17 protein-coding genes are annotated in these 16,987 nt (G+C 77.3%); 8 read left to right on the top strand and 9 right to left on the bottom strand.

What is annotated here, in order from left to right; all coding sequences use genetic code 11:
- Positions 1 to 51 precede the first annotated feature (51 nt).
- Positions 52 to 1,347 (bottom strand): CpaE/TadZ family protein, encoded by a 1,296-nt coding sequence (locus BUE37_RS17330; protein WP_073421580.1) that lies wholly within the window; start codon positions 1,345 to 1,347, stop codon positions 52 to 54.
- Entirely contained in the window at positions 1,347 to 2,255 is a 909-nt protein-coding gene (locus BUE37_RS17325; protein ID WP_139253023.1) for an SAF domain-containing protein, read from the bottom strand. The genes BUE37_RS17330 and BUE37_RS17325 overlap by 1 nt, the downstream gene beginning before the upstream one ends.
- Positions 2,256 to 2,456: 201 nt before the next feature.
- On the opposite strand from BUE37_RS17325, the gene BUE37_RS17320 reads away from it, so the two are divergent.
- Positions 2,457 to 2,765 carry a helix-turn-helix domain-containing protein gene (locus BUE37_RS17320; RefSeq protein WP_073421579.1) on the top strand — a complete coding sequence of 103 codons (309 nt, stop codon included), beginning with the start codon at positions 2,457 to 2,459 and terminating at the stop codon, positions 2,763 to 2,765.
- 2 nt (positions 2,766 to 2,767) lie between these two features.
- Here the strand turns inward: BUE37_RS17320 and BUE37_RS17315 are convergent, their stop codons facing one another.
- Entirely contained in the window at positions 2,768 to 3,337 is a 570-nt protein-coding gene (locus BUE37_RS17315) for a hypothetical protein (RefSeq protein ID WP_073421578.1), read from the bottom strand.
- An 83-nt stretch (positions 3,338 to 3,420) separates the two neighbouring features.
- Between BUE37_RS17315 and BUE37_RS17310 the strand changes: the two genes are divergently transcribed.
- Complete coding sequence (locus BUE37_RS17310; RefSeq protein ID WP_073421577.1) at positions 3,421 to 4,137, top strand: LysM peptidoglycan-binding domain-containing protein; 717 nt, start codon at positions 3,421 to 3,423, stop codon at positions 4,135 to 4,137.
- 120 nt (positions 4,138 to 4,257) lie between these two features.
- Entirely contained in the window at positions 4,258 to 4,800 is a 543-nt protein-coding gene (locus BUE37_RS17305; protein WP_073421576.1) for an Rv3235 family protein, read from the top strand.
- A 92-nt stretch (positions 4,801 to 4,892) separates the two neighbouring features.
- Here the strand turns inward: BUE37_RS17305 and BUE37_RS17300 are convergent, their stop codons facing one another.
- Positions 4,893 to 7,070, bottom strand: a complete 2,178-nt coding sequence (locus tag BUE37_RS17300) for an MMPL family transporter (protein ID WP_073421575.1) — start codon at positions 7,068 to 7,070, stop codon at positions 4,893 to 4,895.
- Positions 7,067 to 7,948, bottom strand: coding sequence for a helix-turn-helix transcriptional regulator (locus BUE37_RS17295; RefSeq protein WP_073421574.1), 882 nt, complete (start codon positions 7,946 to 7,948; stop codon positions 7,067 to 7,069). The genes BUE37_RS17300 and BUE37_RS17295 overlap by 4 nt, the downstream gene beginning before the upstream one ends.
- 211 nt (positions 7,949 to 8,159) lie before the next feature.
- Here BUE37_RS17295 and BUE37_RS17290 point away from each other — a divergent pair, with 211 nt between their 5' ends.
- The 3 genes from BUE37_RS17290 to BUE37_RS17280 are packed head-to-tail and all read left to right on the top strand — an operon-like array spanning position 8,160 to position 10,481.
- Positions 8,160 to 9,146, top strand: a complete 987-nt coding sequence (locus BUE37_RS17290; RefSeq protein ID WP_073421573.1) for an SDR family oxidoreductase — start codon at positions 8,160 to 8,162, stop codon at positions 9,144 to 9,146.
- A gap of 28 nt (positions 9,147 to 9,174) precedes the next feature.
- Positions 9,175 to 9,846, top strand: a complete 672-nt coding sequence (locus BUE37_RS17285) for a class I SAM-dependent methyltransferase (RefSeq protein ID WP_217651290.1) — start codon at positions 9,175 to 9,177, stop codon at positions 9,844 to 9,846.
- Positions 9,843 to 10,481, top strand: a complete 639-nt coding sequence (locus BUE37_RS17280; RefSeq protein WP_073421572.1) for a DedA family protein — start codon at positions 9,843 to 9,845, stop codon at positions 10,479 to 10,481. The genes BUE37_RS17285 and BUE37_RS17280 overlap by 4 nt, the downstream gene beginning before the upstream one ends.
- Positions 10,482 to 10,553: 72 nt before the next feature.
- Here BUE37_RS17280 and secA read toward each other — a convergent pair whose 3' ends face one another.
- Together secA and BUE37_RS17270 are read right to left on the bottom strand one after the other, a co-directional pair.
- Positions 10,554 to 13,640, bottom strand: a complete 3,087-nt coding sequence (gene secA / locus BUE37_RS17275; RefSeq protein ID WP_073421979.1) for a preprotein translocase subunit SecA — start codon at positions 13,638 to 13,640, stop codon at positions 10,554 to 10,556.
- 69 nt (positions 13,641 to 13,709) lie between these two features.
- On the bottom strand, positions 13,710 to 14,411 hold the full coding sequence (locus BUE37_RS17270; protein ID WP_073421571.1) for an SDR family NAD(P)-dependent oxidoreductase: 702 nt from the start codon (positions 14,409 to 14,411) through the stop codon (positions 13,710 to 13,712).
- 42 nt (positions 14,412 to 14,453) lie between these two features.
- Between BUE37_RS17270 and BUE37_RS17265 the strand changes: the two genes are divergently transcribed.
- A complete protein-coding gene (locus tag BUE37_RS17265; RefSeq protein WP_073421570.1) occupies positions 14,454 to 14,846 on the top strand; it encodes a pyridoxamine 5'-phosphate oxidase family protein in 393 nt (130 codons plus the stop codon).
- Positions 14,847 to 14,856: 10 nt separating this feature from the next.
- Complete coding sequence (locus tag BUE37_RS17260; RefSeq protein ID WP_073421569.1) at positions 14,857 to 15,408, top strand: GNAT family N-acetyltransferase; 552 nt, start codon at positions 14,857 to 14,859, stop codon at positions 15,406 to 15,408.
- A 36-nt stretch (positions 15,409 to 15,444) separates the two neighbouring features.
- Here the strand turns inward: BUE37_RS17260 and hpf are convergent, their stop codons facing one another.
- Together hpf and BUE37_RS17250 are read right to left on the bottom strand one after the other, a co-directional pair.
- Complete coding sequence (gene hpf, locus BUE37_RS17255) at positions 15,445 to 16,134, bottom strand: ribosome hibernation-promoting factor, HPF/YfiA family (RefSeq protein ID WP_073421568.1); 690 nt, start codon at positions 16,132 to 16,134, stop codon at positions 15,445 to 15,447.
- A gap of 67 nt (positions 16,135 to 16,201) precedes the next feature.
- Entirely contained in the window at positions 16,202 to 16,954 is a 753-nt protein-coding gene (locus BUE37_RS17250) for a ComF family protein (protein WP_073421567.1), read from the bottom strand.
- Positions 16,955 to 16,987: the final 33 nt, after the last annotated feature.

Below are 16,987 nucleotides of genomic sequence, written 5' to 3'. Positions count from 1 at the left end.
CGGCGGCGCCCCAGTCCACACGGCGGTCCCCGTCCCGGCCGGGGGTGCGGGTCACCCGGCGCGCCGGCGGCGCCACCCGCGGCGTCCCGGTGCCGGCTCGGGCACCCGGGCCAGCGCGGCGGCCAGCCCCCGCAGGCCCGCCCGCAGCGGCGAGCCCGGCGCCACCTCGGCGAGCGTCCGGCCCGAGGCGAGCGCCGCGTCGGTGGCACCGCGGTCGACCGGGAGGAAGGCGCGCACCGGCCGGCCGGCGAAGCGCTCGAGCGCCTCCCCGATCTCCCGGCGGGCGTCCCCGGGCACCGGCCCGCGGCGCACCTGGTTGACCACCACCACCGGCTCCACCTCGGGCAGCAGGTCACGCAGCTGGCCCAGGGCGCGGATGGTGCGCTGCAGGCCGACCGGGTCCGCGCCGCTCACGCACAGCACCTCGTCGGCACTCTCGAGCACCGTCACGGTGGCGCCGTTGCGCCGTGGTGCGGCGGTGTCGAAGGACAGCTCCTCGTCCTCCTCGAGGTTGAAGGCGCAGTCGACGACGGTCAGGTCCGCCACCCGGCGGGCCTCGTCCAGCACGGCGCCCACCGCGCGGGGCCGCAGCTCGGGCCAGCGGTCGGCCCGCGCGAGCCCGGTGAGCACCGACAGCTGCGGCCGCACCGACCAGGCGAGCCGGAGCAGCGCCGCCTCGTCGAGCGTGCCGGCGGCCGCCTGCCGCGCGGCTCCGGCCAGCCCGGGCGACTCGTCGAGCAGCCCGAGCACCTGCGCGACGACGCCCCCGTAGACGTCGGCGTCGACCAGCAGCGTCGGCACGCCGAGCCGGGCCGCCTCGTCGGCGAGGCCGACCGCGACCGTCGTCCGCCCGGGCGCTCCGGTCGGTCCCCACACCGCGACGACCCGGCCGCGGGCGGGCCGCCGGTCGGCCGGTTCGGGCCCGTCCCCGCCGGCTCCCGGGAGCGCCGCACGCGGGTCGGCGACATCGCGCCCGCCTGCCGGACCGCCGGTGACGGCCTCGCGCAGGGCCCGCACCACCTCCTCCGGAGCGGCGTCCGCGGGCAGCACGGTCGTGACGCCGAGCGCGCGCAGCCGGTCGCCGGCCCGGTCGTCGCCGGGGTCGACGAGACCGACGACGGCCACCCCGCCGGCCTGCAGCCGGGCGACGGCGTCGACGTCGAGCCGGTGCAGGTCCGCCGACAGCAGTGCCGCCTGCGCGGTGCCTGTCGCCGCCGTGGCCAGCAGGTCGGAGGCGTCGACGCAGCGGCGGACCACCGTGACGCCGTGGTCGGCCCGGTCGAGTGCGCCGACCAGCGCGGCCTCCCAGGCGGCGCCGGTGACCGCGGTGACGACCTGCAGCGCCATCAGAGGGTGGGCCCGGCGGGAGCGCCCGGGCCGGCGACCGGCGCCGGGGCGGGCTGCACCGCGGGAGGCGCGGCCGCCGTCGACGGCGCGGCGGGCGCCGGCAGCGGACCGCCCGCGGCGGGCGCGCCGGTCGTCGGGGTGCTCGTCGAGGAGGCGCCCGTCGTCGGGGCGCCCGGGGACGGGGAGGCCGACGGCCGCGCCGCGGAGGGAGCACCGTCCACCGAGCCGTCCACCGAGCCGTGCACCACGACGACCAGCGGCCGCCCGCCGATCGACCCGAGCACCGCGGCCGCGTCCGCGGCGGGGACGCCGACGACCACCTGCACCGTCGTCGTCGCCGTCGACAGCACGCCCTCGGCGCGCCCGCTGACCGCCTGCACCGTCGCCCCCTCGACCACGGGGACGACGCCCTCGCCGGTCGTGGTGCCGGCGGGGTCGGTCACGCCGTAGACGTCGACGACCTGTCCGCGGGTCAGGCCCGGCGGGACGTAGCCGGCCTGCACCGGGAGGGCCACCTGGACCAGGTCGGCCGGCTCCTCCAGGGCAGCGCGCGGCAGCAGCTCTCCGGCCCGCACCGCCCGGGCGAGCGTGCGGCCGGCGGGGTCGGTGCCGGTGGACAGGTAGGCGCCGGCGGCGTCGCCCAGGCGGACCTGCACGGCGACGAGATCGGCGGCCTGGATCTCGGTGCCCGCGGCGAGGTCGGCGGCGACGGACCAGACGGGCACGGTCGCGTCGGCGGCACCGACCACCCGCGCACCGAGCAGCACCGACCCCAGCACCAGCAGGACACCGAGGACCAGCCGCAGGTCCAGCCACCGCGGCGGGCGGACGCGGCGCGGCACCGGGCCCGCCGCCGTCCCCGTGGCCGGCGTGGCCGTCGGCGGCACCGTGCGCGTGGCAGCGCTCACCGGGCGCTCCTCTCAGTCCCCGGAGCCGTGCCCGGCTCCCCCGCACCGGCGGGCGTGACGACCGGCGTCCCGCGCGGTCGGACGCAGATGATGCGATACGGGTGCGGATGGACGCACGGGTTGTCCACACGTTCGGGTGTGGACGGGATGCACGCGGACGGTCGCGGTGCTGACAGACTGGCGGCGACTGGACGGAGAGCCATGCCCACACCGCGATTCCTGACCCTCGACGACGTCGCCGAGGTCCTCAACGTCTCCTGGTCGCAGGCCTACGCGCTGGTGCGGCGCCGGGAGCTGATCGCCATCCAGATCGGCGGCCGCGGCCAGTGGCGGGTCGAGGTCGACGAGCTCGAGCGGTTCATCCAGCGGAAGTACGCCGAGGCGCGCGCCGGTGCGGTCCCCGCCGCCGAGGAGCTCGCGTCCGCCGAGGCCCCCGCGGCGGGCGGGGACGCCGAGGCCGAGACACCGGCCGAGGCCGGCCCCACCCGCGGACGGCGTTCCCGCCGCTGACCTCAGGCGGCGCCCGGGGTCAGCGTCCGCACCACGGCCACCGCCGCCAGCACCACCGCGCGCACCGAGCGCACGGCCCCGGCCCGCCGGAAGTCCTCCGGCGCGTGCTCGGCCAGCTCGACGAAGTCCGCGCCCACCCGGTCCACCGTGCCCGTGAGCACCGCGCCGTCGTCCAGGACGACGGCCACGGCGGCGCGGTCGCGCGCCAGCCCGCGGAGCGCCCGCCGCAGGTCCAGGGCCGCGCGCACCGGCGACGCCGGCTCCGCGGCCGCCGTCGACCGCACCAGTCCCGACACCGCCAGCACCGCCGGCAGGGCCACCAGCACCTCGCGCCCGGCGTCGTCGGTCAGCAGCGCCCAGTCCGGCCCCACCTCCTCGAGGCGGCCCGCGACCTCGCCCGCCCCGCGGCAGCGCAACGACACCCGCGCGCCCACCGCGCCGCCGAGGCGCCCGGCCAGCCGGACGGCCGCCGTCTCGGCCCGCGACCGGGACGGCAGCTCGGCGCGCTCCTCCGCGGCGGCGGCCTCCTCGAACTCCGCCTGCAGGTCGGTGAACAGCTGCTGCCAGCGCATGACCGGAGCGTAGATCCACAGCGTTCATTGCGTTTGCTTGCGTTTGTCTGCTCTAGTACGCCGACGCGTGCAGAGGAGGAGACATGTCGATGCGTCGGCTCGTCGTCACGACGGCGGCGACGGCGGCGGTGGCGGCCGTGCTGGCCGTGCTCACCCCGGACACGTCCTGGCTCTCGGCCGGGAGCCTCCAGCACGCCGTCGACACGGCCGGCCCGGAGGCCGTGCTGCTGTCCGCGGTGGCGGCCGCCGCGTGGCTGACGTGGGCGTGGGGCGCGCTCGGGCTGGTGCTCACCGCCCTCTCCGCGCTCCCCGGACTCGCCGGTGCGGCCGCCGCGCTCGTCCTGCGGGTGGTCGTGCCCGCCGCCGGCCGGCGGGCCGCCGCGCTCGCGCTCGGCGTCGGTCTCGCCGCGACGCCGGTGCTCACCGGCTGCACCGGCCCGGCCGCCGTCGTCCCGGCCGCCGTCGTCCCGGCCGCCGCCACCGCCTCGGCCGCCACGCCCGCCGCCACCACACCGGCCGCCGTGCCGGACTGGCCCACCGCGCCGGCGGCCACCCCCACCGGCACTCCGACGACGCCGGTCCCCGACTGGCCCCTCCCCGCACCGGGCGACCACGTCGTCCTGCGCGGCGAGTGCCTGTGGTCGATCGCCGAGGCCGACCTCCGCGAGCGGACCGGGCGCGAGCCGGCCGACGCCGAGGTGGCCGAGGCGGTCGGCCGGTGGTGGTCGGTCAACGCCGACGTCATCGGCACCGACCCCGACCTCCTGCTGCCCGGCCAGGTGCTGCGCCCACCCGCCTGAACCACCCACCCGTCCCACCTGCCCGCACCGCCTGCCCCCACCACCTGCCCTCACCACCTGCACCGCCCCGTCCCGGCCGCTCCCCCGGCCCACCCCTCCGACCCGACCCCGGGAGCCCCCGTGACCGCTGCCTCCCCCGCCGGCCCGCAGCCGGCCGTCGCCGCCCCGCACCTCACGCTCGTCCCGGCCCTGCACCCGCCGCTGCGCGGGCCCGCCGCCGTGCTGGTCGACCCGACCACCCCGCCGCCGCGGCCGCCGCACCGCCCGGGGCCGCGCCCGGCCGCGGACGGCGGACCCGCGCGCCGGCCCGACCTGCTCGGTCCCGCGTGGTCGGTGCGCGCCGGGCTGCCCGATCCGCGCGCGGCAGGGCGGCTGCTGTTGACCACCGTGCTCGAGGCGCTCGCCGGCCGCCGCCCGATGGGTCAGGTGCAGCGGCTGACCGCGCCGGGCGTGCACGCCGCCCTGCTGGCCGGGCGCCGGCCGGCGTGGTGCAGCCACGGCGCCGGACCGCTCCTGCTCGGGCCGGTGTCGGTCTGCGAGCCGGTCGACGGCGTCGCGGAGATCAGCGCCGTGGCCCGGCGGGCCGGCCGGGCGCACGCGGTCGCCGCCCGGCTCGAGGGCAACCACGGCGTGTGGCGCTGCACCGCGCTGTCGATCGGCTGACGGCCGGGCGTCCCGCCGCCCGAGGTGACCGCGTGCCGGGGCCCGGCCCACCCGACGACGTCGAGCGGACCGGGCCCGGGACACGGCTGGGGTCAGCCGCGCGCGCCCTGCAGTTCCTCCTCGCGGTCCCGGCCCGGCGCCGGCGACCCGACCGCGTCCCCGGCGTCCTCGGCCACCTCGGCCTCGATCCGCGGCAGCAGCCGGTCGAGCCGGCCGGGCAGCCACCAGCTGCGCCGGCCGAGCAGGCTCATCGTGGCGGGCACGAGCACCATCCGGACGACGGTCGCGTCGAGGAACACCGCGACCGCCATCCCCAGGCCGATCTGCCGGACGACGAGATCGGACTCGGTGGCGAACCCGAGGAAGACGACCACCATGACGGCGGCGGCGGTCGAGATGACCCGTCCGGTGCCGGCGACGCCGCGCACCACGCTCGCCTGGGCGTCTCCGCTGCGCAGCCAGTGCTCCCGGATCCGCGAGAGCAGGAACACCTCGTAGTCCATGGACAGGCCGAACAGGATCGCGAACATCAGGATCGGCAGCCAGCTCGAGACGGGCATGGCCGCGTCGAGACCCATCAGTCCGCTCCCCCAGCCCCACTGGAACACCGCGGTGACCACGCCGTAGGCGGCGCCGATCGACAGCAGGTTGAGCGCGGCCGCCTTCAGCGGCACGACGGCCGAGCGGAACATCGCCGCGAGCAGCAGCACCGACACGGCGACGACGAAGCCGACGACCAGCCACAGCCGTCCCGACAGCATCTCGGCGATGTCGGTGAACATGGCGGTGCTGCCGGTGACCTCCGCTCCGTCGAGGTCGGCGCGCAGTCGCTCCAGCAGCCCGGGAGTGCGCTCGTCGGCGGGGCCGAAGGCGGGCTGCGCCTCGAGCACGGCGACCGCGCCGTCCGGCGACACGACCGGTTCGCTGACGGCGACCACACCGTCGGTCCCCCGGAGCTGCGCGGCGGCCGCCGCGACGCCCGCGTCACCGACCTCCGCGCGGTCGACCACCACGGTGAGGGGCCCGTTGGCCCCCTCCCCGAACTCCGCGGTGACGATGTCGTAGGCCTGTCGCGTCGTGCTGTCGGCCGGGTTGTTCGACACGTCCCGCGGGAAGGTGCGCATGTCGAGCGCCGGCAGGGCGAGCGCGCCCATGACGACCACCCCGGCGAGCGCCCAGGGCACCGGCCGGCGGGCGACCGCCGCCGCCCACCGCGCGGACCACGGCTCGCGCACCGGCCGGCGCCGACGGGGCGGGAGGCCGCGGCGCTCCCGCCGCGGCAGCAGCCTGCGGCCGAGGAGTCCGCAGAGGGCCGGGACGAGGGTGAGCGCGGCCGCCGCGACGGCCACCACGGCGATCCCGGTGGCGAACCCGAACGTCGAGTACATGGGGATGCCGGCGAGTGGGAGGCCCATCAGCGAGACCAGGACGATCGCCGCGGCGAAGACCACGGAGCGGCCCGCCGTGGCCGTCGCCCGGCCCGCGGCCTCGACCACCGGGACGCCGGCCCGCACGAACTCCAGGTGCCGGGTGACCAGCAGCAGGGCGTAGTCGATCCCGACGCCGAGGCCCACCATCACCGCGACCGTCGGGGCGGTGCTGCTGACGTCGGTGACGGCGGCCAGCAGGCTGATGCCGGCCGCGGAGACGCCGAGCCCGGCGAGGGCCACCAGCAGGGGCAGCCCCGCGGCGACGACGGTGCCGAGGACCACGACCATCAGCACGAGGGCCACCGCCACGCCGGCGATCTCGCCAGTGCCCTGCACCTCCTCGGCGGACGTGTTGGGCAGCTCGCCGCCGAGCTCGACCCGCAGCCCGCCGGCGGCCCCGTCCACCGCCTCCTCCAGCGCCTCGACGCCGCGGCCGCCGGCGAGGTCGGGATCGGTCACGGGCACGTCGAGGACGACGCCGAGCAGGGCGGTGTCCCGGTCGTCGGACCAGCGCGGCGGCGACACCGACGTCACGTGGTCGACCTCGGCGATCCGGGCGGTCAGGTCGGCGACGTCGGCGTCGCTCACCTCACCGCCCGCAGGGTCGTGGACGACGACCTGGGCGGAGCTGCCGGCCGCCCCCGAGCCGGGGAAGTGCTCGCGCAGCGACTCGACGCCGGTGAGCGCGCGGGCGCCCTCGACGTCGAAGTCGTCCTGGGGCGTCCCGCCGAGCGCGCCGGCGGTCAGGGTGGCCACGACGGCGAGGAGCACCCAGGCGGTCAGGGTGCGCCACGGGTGGGCGGCCGTGGCCCGGCCGAGGTGGTGCAGCAGGCGGGTCATCGCGGCCCCCCGGACCCCGCGCCGCCGGCGCCCGAGGACGTGAGGCTCTGGGCCCCGATGACCGCGAGCACCTCGAGCTTCTCGTGGCTCTCGGTGCCGGGCTCGGCCGTGTACACCATGAGGCGGTGCGACTGGTGCGGGTCGACCAGCGTCTGGCAGTTGAGGTCGAGCCGGCCGACCTCGGGGTGTCGGTAGCGCTTCCGCTCCTCGAGGTGGATCCCGACCTCGTGGACCTCCCACAGCGAGCGGAACTCCTCGCTCTCCTCCAGGAGCAGCCCGGCGAGGTACGCGGCCCGCGACCCCGGTCCCCGCATCGCGAGCAGCGCGCGCAGCCCGGCGGCGTAGGTCCGCGACATGTGCGCGTGGTCCTCCGGCAGGTACAGGTCCCGCGCCGCGGGGTCGGTGAACCAGCGGTAGCCCCGGCTGCGCGCCGGACCGGTGTAGCGCATCGCGTCGCCGACGAGCGCGACCCCGGGCGGCGTCTGGCGGAGCGTCTCGCCGACCTCGGTGACGATCTCGGCCGGGGTGTCGCCCAGCCGGTCGAAGATGCGCAGCAGCCCGGGGCTGACGTGCTCGCTCGCCGCGCCGCGGGGCGGCGGCTGGTGCCCGGCGAGGCGGAACAGGTGGTCGCGCTCGTCGACGGACAGGTGCAGCCCCTGCGCGATGGCGGCGATCATCTGCTCCGACGGCTGCGGTCCGCGCTCGCGCTCGAGGCGGGAGTAGTAGTCGGTCGACATGAAGCACAGCGCCGCGGCCTCCTCGCGGCGCAGGCCGGCGGTCCGGCGGCGCGGCCCGCGGGGCAGGCCGACGTCCTCGGGCTGGAGCACTTCCCGGCGGCGGCGGAGGAACTCCGCCAGCCCGGTGCGGTCGATGGCCACGTGTCTCCTCGGGGGATGGGGTGCGACCGGCCCGGCCGGGGCGGTCGCTGCCGTGTCTATCGGCGCGGCGCCGGCGCAGACACGGCCCGCTGATCCCCCTCTCACGGGGCCCGGACGGGGGGATCGGCAGGTCCTGCCTCGCGCCGGCCGGAACGCCGACGGTGGGGACACGGCGCGGACAGCGCCGACCCCACGAGCACAGGAGCCCGAGATGGCCCGCACCATCGACATCCCCGTCCCCGACCTGTCGGGCAAGCGGGTGGTCCTCACCGGAGGCAGCGACGGCATCGGCCTGGTCCTGGCCCGCCGCCTGGCGCAGGCCGGTGCCGACCTCGTCCTGCCGGTCCGCAACCGCGGCAAGGGCGAGGCGGCGACGGCGGAGATCCGCGCCCGCGTCCCCGGGGCACGGATCACCCTGCACGCGCTCGACCTGTCCTCCCTCGCGTCGGTGGACGACCTGGCCGGCGTCCTGCTCGCCGAGGGCCGCCCGATCGACGTCCTGATCGCCAACGCGGGCGTGATGACGCCGCCGGAGCGCCGGACGACGGCCGAGGGGCACGAGCTGCAGTTCGGCACGAACCACCTCGGCCACTTCGCCCTCGTGGCGCGGCTGATGCCGCTGCTGCGTGCCGGCCGTGCCCGGGTGACGACGCAGCTGAGCATCGCGGCGAACAGCAACGCGATCAACTGGGACGACCCGGACTGGGAGCGGTCCTACGACGGGATGCGCGCCTACAGCCAGTCGAAGATCGCCGCCGGGCTGTTCGCACTCGAGCTCGACCGGCGCAGCGTCGCCCACGGCTGGGGCATCACGAGCACCCTGAGCCACCCCGGCGTCGCCCCGACCAGCCTGCTCGCGGCGCGGCCGGAGATCGGCCGCGCCGACGAGGGGCGCGAGCTCCGGATCATCCGCCGGCTGTCGGCGCTGGGCATCGCGGGGACGCCGGAGACCGCGGCCCTCCCCGCGCTGCTCGCCGCGACGGCGCCCGACGCCGTCGGCGGCCGGTTCTACGGCCCCAGCCGGTTCTGGCACGTGAGCGGCCCGCCGGCCGAGCAGCGCCTGTACCGCACCCTGCGCAGCGCCGAGGACGCCGCGCGCATCTGGCGGCTCTCCGAGGAGCTGACCGGCCTGGCCTTCGCCGCGGACGGGGCCGGGCACGTCGCCGGACCGGCCGGCGACCGTCGTGCACCGGCCTGACGGCGTCGCGCCGAGGTCCGGAGGTCCCGTGACCGGCGCCCCGGCCGCCGGGTCGCCGTCCGCCCCGCGGGGTGGGCGGCGACCGTCCGGCACCGGCCTGTTCGTCCGTGAGTTCGCCCGCGCGCCGCTGCGCACCGCCTCACTGGTGCCGAGCTCCCCCGCCCTGGCCGAGCGCATGGTCGCCCCGCTGCGCCGGCCGTCCGCCCGCCCGCCGGTGGTGGTGGAGCTGGGGCCGGGCACCGGGTCCTTCACCGCGGCCCTGCGCGCGGCGGCGCCCGCGGCGCGCTACCTCGCCCTGGAGCTCAACCCAGCCATGGCCGACCACCTCGAGGCCCGCTTCCCGGGCATCGACGTCGTCCGCGGCCCCGCGTCCGGCCTGGCCCGCGCGCTCGCCGAGCGGGGGCTCGGGCCGGTCGACCTCGTCGTCAGCGGCCTGCCGTGGCAGGCCTTCGCCGGTCCGGAGGGCGACGCGCTGGTCGCCGACGTCGCCGCCTGCCTGGCGCCGTCCGGCGCCCACACGCAGTTCACCTACAGCGCGACCCGCTGGGCGCCGCCCGGCCGGCGCCAGCACCGGCGGCTGCAGCGGCACTTCGGCAGCGTCGACCTGTCGCCGACCGTCTGGCGCAACCTGCCGCCGGCGGTCGTCTACACCGCCACCCGGCCCGTGCCCGCCGTCGACCCCTGCCTCGCCGGCCGGTGAGCGGCTGGGCTGCCGACCCGTCCGCCGCCGGGACGGCGGTGCTCGTCGCCGTCCTCCTGACGGCGGAGGCGGGCCTGCTGGTCGGCGTCGTGATGCCGGCGTCGTCGCTGGTCCTGGGGCTGGGCGTGCTGGCCGGCGCCGGCGCGTTCTCCCCGGCGGCGGCCGTGCTGACGGCGGCGGGGGCCACCGTCCTGGGTGCGGCCCTGGGGCACCGGGCCGCCGCCCGCGGCGGGCCGGGGTCCCTGCTGCCGACGGCGGGACCGCTCGGCCGGCTGCTCCCCGCGCGGGCGCGCGCCCTCGCCGAGCGGCTGACCGCGCCCTGGGTCGAGGCGGTCGGCCGCGGGCCGGTGCGGGCGGCGGCCGCGGCCCAGTTCGTCGCCGGGGCGCGCACGCTCGCCCCCCGTGTCGCCGCCCGGGCCGGGGTGCACCCCGCCGAGATGCTCCGCGGGACCGTCCCGGCGGCGCTGGTCTGGGCGTCGTGCCTCGTGTCGGCCGGCGCGCTGGCGTCCTCCGCGCTGCCGCTGGTCCGCAGCGCCTCCACCGCGCTCGGCCTCCCGCTGCTCGTGGTCGCGACCGCCGTCCTCCTCGTCCGGCGGCGGGCCGGGGCGCGCCGGGCGGGACCGCGCCCGGCCTGAGCACCGCCCCGCACACGACGGCGCCCCGCCGACCACGGAGGTCGGCGGGGCGCCGTCGGCTGCGGGGAGCGGTCAGCGACCGGCCGCTCCGTGGCAGACCTTGTACTTCTTGCCCGAGCCGCAGGGGCACGGCGCGTTGCGCGACGGCTCCTTGGTGCCGGTGACCGTGGCGGTCTTGGCCGCCTTGGCCGGGCCGCTCTCCTTGGGCGAGGCGTCCAGCGACGGCGCCGAGTAGCTCAGCTCCTCCTGGGGCCGCCGCGGCTCGTCGAGGCCCTTGACCGCCAGCTGCGGGCCGGTGCCCGACGGCGACGGGGCCTCGGGGGCCGGTGCGGGCGGCGTCGTGCGCGCGGCCGGCCGGTTCGCCGGGCCGCCGGTGGAGCGGCGGGCGGCGGGCTTGGCCGACGGCTTGGACACCGACACCGGGGTGGCGGGAGCGGGGGCCGGGGCAGCCGGGGCAGCCGGGGCAGAGCCGTCGCCGTCCACGGCGGGAGCCGGAGCAGCGGGTGCCGGGGCGGCAGCGGCGGACGCGGCCGCCTCGCGGGCGGCGGCCTCCTGCTGCGCGCGCTGGCGGGCGAGCACGCGGGCGGTGCCCTCCTGCGCGGCGGCCAGCGCCTTGGCCTCGGCCTCGGCCTGCTGGGCCCTCGCCTCGGCCTCCTGCTGCTCCTTGGTCTTGACCTCCAGGTTGAACAGGAAGCCGACCGACTCCTCCTTGATGCCGTCGAGCATCGCGTTGAACATGTCGTAGCCCTCGCGCTGGTACTCCACGACCGGGTCGCGGTTGGCCATCGCGCGCAGGTGGATGCCGGCCCGCAGGTAGTCCATCTCGTAGAGGTGCTCGCGCCACTTGCGGTCGAGGACCGACAGCAGCACCCGCCGCTCGAGCTCGCGCATGACCTCCGAGCCGAGCGCGGCCTCCCGCTCCTCGTAGGCGCGGTGGACGTCATCGAGCAGCTCCTGCCGGAGCACGTCGGCGGTCAGCGCGGCCTGCTCGCCGTCGGCCACCCGGCCGAGCAGCTCGGTGCGGTCGAGGCCCACGGGGTAGAGCGCCTTGAGCCCGTTCCACAGGACCTCGAGGTCCCAGTCCTCGGCGTAGCCGGTCTCGGTGGCGCCGTCGACGTAGGCGCCGACGACCTCGTCGAGCACGTGCTGCACCTGGTCGTGCAGGTCCTCGCCGTCGAGGACCTTACGGCGCTCCTCGTAGATGACGGTGCGCTGCCGGTTGAGGACCTCGTCGTACTTGAGGACGTCCTTGCGGACCTCGAAGTTCTGCTGCTCGACCTGCGTCTGCGCCGAGCGGATGGCCCGGGTGACCATCTTCGACTCGATCGGCTGGTCGTCGGGGACCCGCAGCGTGGTCATCATCGACTCGAGCATCGGGCCGTTGAACCGGCGCATCAGGTCGTCGCCGAGGGAGAGGTAGAACCGCGACTCCCCCGGGTCGCCCTGCCGGCCGGAGCGGCCGCGCAGCTGGTTGTCGATGCGGCGGCTCTCGTGCCGCTCGGTGCCCAGCACGTACAGGCCGCCGGCGTCGACGACCTCCTCGTGCTCGCTCTCCACCTGGTCCTTGGCGGCCTGCAGCGCCTCGTCCCAGGCGGCCTCGTACTCCTCCGGGGTCTCCGACGGCGACAGGCCGCGGGCCCGCAGCGTCTCGTCGGCGAGGAACTCCGCGTTGCCGCCGAGCTGGATGTCGGTGCCGCGGCCCGCCATGTTGGTGGCCACGGTGACCGCGCCCAGCCGACCGGCCAGGGCGACGATCGCGGCCTCCCGCGCGTGGTTCTTGGCGTTGAGGACCTCGTGCGGGATGCCGCGGCGCACGAGCATCTTCGACAGGAGCTCCGACTTCTCCACGCTCGCGGTGCCCACGAGGATCGGCTGGCCGGCCTCGTTCCGCTCGGCGATGTCGTCGATGACCGCCTCGAACTTGGCCTTCTCCGTCTTGTAGATGACGTCCGAGCGGTCCTCGCGGATCATCGGCCGGTTCGTCGGGATCGGCACGACGCCGAGCTTGTAGGTCTGGTTGAGCTCGGCCGCCTCGGTCTGGGCGGTGCCGGTCATCCCGGAGAGCTTCTCGTAGAGCCGGAAGTAGTTCTGCAGGGTGATCGTGGCGAGCGTCTGGTTCTCGTCCTTGATCTGCACCTTCTCCTTGGCCTCGATGGCCTGGTGCATGCCCTCGTTGTAGCGGCGGCCGGCCAGCACGCGCCCGGTGAACTCGTCGACGATGAGCACCTCGCCGTTGCTGACGATGTACTGCTGGTCGCGGTGGAAGAGCTCCTTGGCCTTCAGCGCGTTGTTCAGGTAGCCGATCAGCGGCGTGTTGACCGCCTCGTAGAGGTTGTCGATGCCGATCTGGTCCTCGACGAACTCGACGCCCTCCTCGGTGACGGCGACCGTGCGCTTGGACTCCTCCACCTCGTAGTGCACGTCGCGCTTCATCAGCGGCACGATCCGCGCGAACTCGACGTACCACTTGCCCGCCGACTCGGCCGGGCCGCTGATGATCAGCGGGGTGCGCGCCTCGTCGATGAGGATCGAGTCGACCTCGTCGACGATGGCGTAGTTGTGCCCGCGCTGCACGAGGTCGGCCTTCGACCAGGCCATGTTGTCGCGCAGGTAGTCGAAGCCGAACTCGTTGTTCGTGCCGTAGGTGATGTCGCAGGCGTACTGCTCGCGGCGGTGCGCCGGCTTCTCGCCCGACAGGATCGTGCCCACCGACAGTCCGAGGAACCGGTGCACCCGGCCCATCTGCTCGGCGTCGCGGCGGGCCAGGTAGTCGTTGACCGTGACGATGTGCACGCCCTTGCCGGACAGGGCGTTGAGGTAGGCCGGCAGCACGCCGGTCAGGGTCTTGCCCTCACCGGTGCGCATCTCGGCGATGTTGCCCAGGTGCAGCGCCGCCCCGCCCATGAGCTGGACGCGGAAGTGCCGCTGGCCCAGCGTCCGGGTGGCCGCCTCGCGGACGACGGCGAACGCCTCGGGCAGCAGCTGGTCGAGCGTCTCGCCGTCCTCGTGGCGCTGCTTGAACTCGTCGGTCTTGGCACGCAGCTCGGCGTCGGTCAGGTCGGCGACGTCGTCGGACAGGGAGTCGATCGCGTCGGCGATCCGCTCCAGTCGACGGACGAGCTTTCCCTCTCCGGCCCGGAGGATCCTCGAGAACACCACGACCCCAGCGTAGGCGGCCCACCCGGCGTGCCGGGGACGCCGCACGTACCCTCCCGGCCCATCCGCAGGTCAGCGGACGACGAGGCGCCTCTCGCGCGGGTCGACGACGACCTCCCGCGCGCCCTGCCGCATGCCGTCGAGCACCGCGGCCACCACCTCGCCGCGGTCGTGCCCGGCGGGCAGCCGCGGCGGCGTCCCGGCCAGGGCGCGGTCGACCAGGCCGGTGTCGACGTGCGGCGGGCGCACGTCCAGCACGGCCACCGACCGGCCGCGCAGCTCGCGCCGCAGCACCGACGCCCAGGCCGACAGCGCCGCCTTGCTCGCCGAGTACTCGGCCATGCCGAGGGTCGGCGCGTCGGCCACGACCGCCGACAGCAGGACCACCGCCCCGCCGTCGGCGAGGTGGGGCAGCGCGGCGCGGACCAGGCTCATCGGCGCGAGCGCGTTGACGGCGAACAGCTCCTCGGTGACCGCGTCGTCGGCGTCGGCGGCCGGGCCGAAGGCCACCACGCCCCAGGCGACGACGACGGCGTCGAGCCCGCCCAGCGCCCCCGCGGCGGCGTCGACCGCGGCCCGCACGGCGTCGACGTCGACGGCGTCCACGGCGGACGCGGGCGCACCGCCGAGCTCCGCGGCCAGCGCCTCCAGCCGGCCGCCGTCCCGCCCGGCGAGCGCCACCCGTGCCCCGGCGTCGGCGAGCGCGCGGGCCAGCGCCCCGCCGAGCACCCCGGTCGCGCCCGCCACCAGCACCTTCGCCCCGGTCAGCTCCACGGGCCGCCGGTGCCCGCCGCCGCGGCGACCTAACCTCTCGGCGTGGCCCACGATCCGCACGACCTCGCGCCGGACCTGCTCACCTTCCTCACCGAGCGGCACCTGGCCACGCTCACCACGCTGCGCGCCGACGGCAGCCCGCACGTCGTGCCGGTCGGCGTCACCTTCGACCCGGACACCGCCACGGCCCGGGTGATCACCTCCGGCACGTCGGCCAAGGCCCGGCACGTGCGGGCCGGGCAGTCGCGGGTGGCCGTCTGCCAGGTCGACGGCCGGCGCTGGCTGACCCTGGAGGGGGCGGCGGTCGTGCGCGACGACCCGGCGTCGGTCGCCGACGCCGAGGCCCGCTACGCCCGCCGCTACCGGCAGCCGCGGGAGAACCCGGCGCGGGTCGTCATCGAGATCTCGGTCGACCGGGTGCTGGGCAACGCATGACGATCGTCTGGTGGACCTCTCCGGCACCGACCTGACCACCGCGGTGGTGCGCACCGCCCGCCTGGTGCTGCGCCCGCCGACCACGGATGACGCCGCCGCGGTGACCCGCGCGATGCAGGACCCCGAGACGCAGCGCTGGGTCACCGGGGCGCCGGTCCCCTACACCGAGGACGACGCCCGCGCGTTCCTGGACACGGTGCTGCGGCAGCGCGCCGAGGGCACCGGCCTGCCGGTGGTGGCCGAGGCCGACGGCGGGTTCGTGGGCACCGGCGGCCTGCTGCTCGGCGGCGCCCGGCACCTGGGCCCCGAGATCGGCTACTCGGTGGCGCCCTGGGCGCGCCGCCGCGGTTTCGCGGCCGAGGTCGCCGCCGGCCTCGCCGGCTGGGCGTTCGCGCACGGTGCGCCGCGGGTGCACCTCGTCGTCGACGTGGACAACGCCGCCTCGCAGGCGGTCGCCCGGCGCGCCCGGTTCACCGAGGAGGGCGTGGTGCGCGGCTGCCTGCCGCTGCGCGACGGCCGCTACTCCGACGCGGTGCTGTTCGGGCGGCTGGCGACCGACTGAGGCAGGGGCCCGGGATCCCGGGCCCCTGCCCCCGGGTCAGCGCGGGACGGCGGCGGGCTCGGCCGCCGGGGCCGCGGCCGCGCCGAGCGGCTGGTCGACGAGCCGGATGAGGCCGTAGTCGAAGGCGTGCCGCCGGTAGACGACGGTCGGCTGCCCGGTGTCGGCGCAGTGGAAGAGGAAGAAGTCGTGCCCCACGAGCTCCATCTCGTGCAGGGCCTGGTCGACGGTCATCGGGGTGGCCGGGTGGTGCTTCTCCCGGACGATCTGCCCCGGCAGGTGCTCGTCGAGGTCGGTGACCGCCGGCTCGCTGTCGGCGAACCGGTCGAGGGCGCCGTCGGCGAGGCCGAGCGAGGGGGTGGCCAGCGGCGCGGCGTCGGCCGGGCCGCCGCCCACGCGCACGCTGGCCGGGGTCCTCCGGCCGTGGTGCACGCGGCGCCGGTCGTTGGCCCGGCGCAGGCGGTTGTCGAGCTTGCCGCAGCTCAGGTCGAGCGCGGCGTAGAAGTCCGGCGCACTGGCCTCGGCGCGGACCACGGGTCCCTTGCCGCGCAGCGTGATCTCGACGCGCTGGCAGCTGGCGGACTGGCGGGGGTTCTTCTCGTGGAACAACTCGACGTCGATGCGGGACAGCTTGCCGTCGAATCTCTCGAGCTGGCCGACCTTGTCCTCGACGTGCTGCCGGAAGTGCTCCGGCACCTCGACGTTGCGGCCACGGACCACGATCTCCATAGGACCTCCCGGTCGTCGGGTGTGACCAATGGCACGCTAGTCGCTGTCACGTTGCCGGGACAGTCGATCAGCCGGGGCGCCGGGGACCGGTGCGCGCGCCCCGGGACGGGACCGCTGGTGGCGCCGCGGGAACGCGCGGGAGGACCGGCCGTGGCGTCGCGGCGACGACGGCACCGAGCACCGGCGTGTCGCCGTCCGGGCGTGTCGCGGCCAGCACGCCCGCCGCCGCGGTGAGCGTGGTGCCGCTGGTGACGACGTCGTCGACCACCACGAGCAGCGCCCCGGGCGGCGCCGCACCCCGGGCGGCGAAGGTGCCGGCGAGGTTGGCCCGGCGCTGCGCCACCGTCAGCCCGGCCGAGTCGCGGACCCGGCCGGCGCGGGCGAGCAGCCGCGCCTCGGCCGCCTCCACCCCGGCGGCCCGCAGCTCCGCGACGGCGGCGCCGGCCAGCTCCCGCACGTGGTCACGGCCCCGCTCGCGCAGCGCGGCCCGGGTGGCCGGGACCGGCACGAGCACCACCGGGCGGCCGGGCAGCAGCGTGGCGTGCACGGCGACGGCGAGGGCCAGCGCGGCGCCCAGCGGCCCGGCCAGCTCCGCGCGGCCGCGCTCCTTGAACGCCACCACCGCCGGGCGCACCGGCCCGGCGTAGGCGCCCGCCGCGACGGTCGGCGGCATCCCCCACGGCACGCGGCGCGGCGCGGCCTCCCGCGGGCGGGCGAGCAGTCCCGCGCAGCGGCGGCACAGCACCGGCCCGGGCACGCCGCAGCCGGCGCAGGTGCGCGGCAGCACCAGGTCGGCGAGGGCCGCCGCGAGCGCGCGCACTCCGCCACCCTCCGGCCGGCGCGGCCGTGGCGG

It is taken from the genome of Geodermatophilus nigrescens, assembly GCF_900129495.1.
Taxonomy (GTDB): Bacteria; Actinomycetota; Actinomycetes; order Mycobacteriales; family Geodermatophilaceae; genus Geodermatophilus; species Geodermatophilus nigrescens.
The sequence above is the reverse complement of the archived record's forward strand: the minus strand, read 5'-3'. Positions and strand labels throughout refer to the sequence as shown.

What these genes read in the sequence shown, in the direction of transcription:
- BUE37_RS17330 (WP_073421580.1), bottom strand. Translation starts at nt 1,347, where the DNA reads ATGGCGCTGCAGGTCGTCACCGCGGTCACCGGCGCCGCCTGGGAGGCC.
- BUE37_RS17320 (WP_073421579.1), top strand. Translation starts at nt 2,457, where the DNA reads ATGCCCACACCGCGATTCCTGACCCTCGACGACGTCGCCGAGGTCCTC.
- BUE37_RS17315 (WP_073421578.1), bottom strand. Translation starts at nt 3,337, where the DNA reads ATGCGCTGGCAGCAGCTGTTCACCGACCTGCAGGCGGAGTTCGAGGAG.
- BUE37_RS17310 (WP_073421577.1), top strand. Translation starts at nt 3,421, where the DNA reads ATGTCGATGCGTCGGCTCGTCGTCACGACGGCGGCGACGGCGGCGGTG.
- BUE37_RS17300 (WP_073421575.1), bottom strand. Translation starts at nt 7,070, where the DNA reads ATGACCCGCCTGCTGCACCACCTCGGCCGGGCCACGGCCGCCCACCCG.
- BUE37_RS17290 (WP_073421573.1), top strand. Translation starts at nt 8,160, where the DNA reads ATGGCCCGCACCATCGACATCCCCGTCCCCGACCTGTCGGGCAAGCGG.
- hpf (WP_073421568.1), bottom strand. Translation starts at nt 16,134, where the DNA reads ATGGAGATCGTGGTCCGTGGCCGCAACGTCGAGGTGCCGGAGCACTTC.